The organism is Staphylococcus sp. TCBT05 (assembly GCF_055179755.1).
In genome coordinates this window covers 1-1,762 of the sequence record NZ_JBUQDQ010000043.1, presented here as the reverse complement: position 1 = coordinate 1,762, position 1,762 = coordinate 1, and the positions used below count along the sequence as shown (strand labels likewise).

General features: G+C 38.3%; 1 protein-coding gene and 1 pseudogene. One reads left to right on the top strand and one right to left on the bottom strand.

Features of this window, described 5'->3' with window-relative positions:
* Window positions 1-97: pseudogene (locus tag ACY191_RS14250) on the bottom strand (HK97 family phage prohead protease); the annotation flags it as partial.
* A 295-nt stretch (window positions 98-392) separates the two neighbouring features.
* Here ACY191_RS14250 and ACY191_RS14245 point away from each other — a divergent pair.
* The gene (locus ACY191_RS14245; protein WP_463270063.1) at window positions 393-1,586 is read left to right on the top strand and encodes an IS110-like element ISBth13 family transposase; all 1,194 of its coding nucleotides are present in this window, start codon (window positions 393-395) and stop codon (window positions 1,584-1,586) included.
* The last annotated feature ends 176 nt before the right edge of the window (window positions 1,587-1,762 follow it).

Below are 1,762 nucleotides of genomic sequence, written 5' to 3'. Positions count from 1 at the left end.
ACTTTACTGCATAGCCTATAAGTGTCCGATTTCCGTTATCATCTTCTCTAATTTCAATCTTCTGTGTTACTATTTCCCTTGTTTCCGTCTTGTCCATTGTCCCCACCTCCTCGTATGATTAAGTTAGGTTTTTAGGGACGGGATGTACCTATAAACCCAAGAGTATCTATTTTTATGAGATACTTATATTTGTAGATAGAGTGTTGCCGACCACCTCCTTGAATCTTTGTATTCGGTTGAAAGAATGGTACCTCTGTCTAATAAGTAGTTTACGAATGAGTTGGATGTTGATGACCATTGGTCATTCTTCGTATCTCTTACGAGGTAGTAGCGCTTATTAGTTCAGAGGAGGACAACACTATCTAACACTGATTAAAATAGGGGTGTAAGCTATGCTCTATTTAGGTATTGATATCGCTAAACATAAACATTATGCGTCCATTATCGATCAAACTGGAAAACCTATTACTAAGCCATTTCCCTTTCAGAATCACAAAGAAGGTGGACAAGCACTATTAAATTGGATGTACCAATACATTGAGTCTCCTACAGAAATACTGATTGGAATGGAGGCAACGGGACATTATTGGTTAGCCGTTTATTCTTTTCTACTGGATCAAGGCTTCTCAGTCGTTGTATTAAATCCAATTCAAACCAATGCCTGGCGAAAAGGAACAGAAATTAGAAAGCGAAAAACAGATGCCATTGATGCCACTATGATTGCCGATATCATTCGATTCGGCCGTTTTGTTGAAACCCCACTTGTGGATGAGAAAATGTTCGCTCTAAAACAAATGAGCCGCTTTCGTAATGCGCTTGTAAGTAATATGAGTGATTTAAAACGAAAAGCTCTTGTCGTATTAGATCAGACTTTCCCAGAGTACCAAAGCATCTTTTCAGATGTTTTTGGTAAAACTTCTTCGCAAATCTTACTTGAATATGCCTCTCCTAGTGACTATGAACAGATATCTATTGATGATTTAACACAAATAATTGAGCAAACCAGTCGTAACCGACTAGGGAAGAAAACAGCCAACAAGCTAATGGAATTAGCCTCTAATTCGTTTGGTGTTACCTTCTGTAAAGACGCTTTTTCCTTCCAGCTAAAAATGTTGATAGAGCAAATTCGTTTTATCGAAGATCAAATTAAAGAATGTGAAGAAGAAATGTCACAACTTTTAATTGATTTAGATACTCCTATCATGACAATACCTGGCGTTGGACCGATTTTAGGTGCCACTATACTAAGTGAAATTGGGGATATACACCGCTTTGACAAACCAGCTAAACTTGTCGCTTACGCAGGCATTGATGCCTCTGTGTCCCAATCTGGGCAATTTGAATCCTCAGGTACGTCTATATCCAAGCGTGGTTCTTCTCATTTGCGTAGAGCCTTATTCCAGGCGGCTATTACAGCTCATAAACATGACCCTGTATTAAAAGCCTTTTATGAAAAGAAACGAAAGCAAGGAAAGCACTACTATGTTTGTATAGGGGCCGTAGCTAGAAAGCTGTGTTACATTATCTACGCCATTCTTAAAAGCAATAAACCTTATGAAGTACCACCACACACAATAGAAACATGACCTTCTCATTTTTTTGAAAATCCTTAGGTTTATTTGGCGCGCCCTTTTTTAGAAAAACACCCCCTATTTATATAAAAAATCCTCCTTGACTTCTCATAGTTGGTCTTTAACAGTCGTATTTCCGTCTTTAACTAACGCTGTATCTAGTCTTCGAATTGGCTTGTCGCCACCTTCAA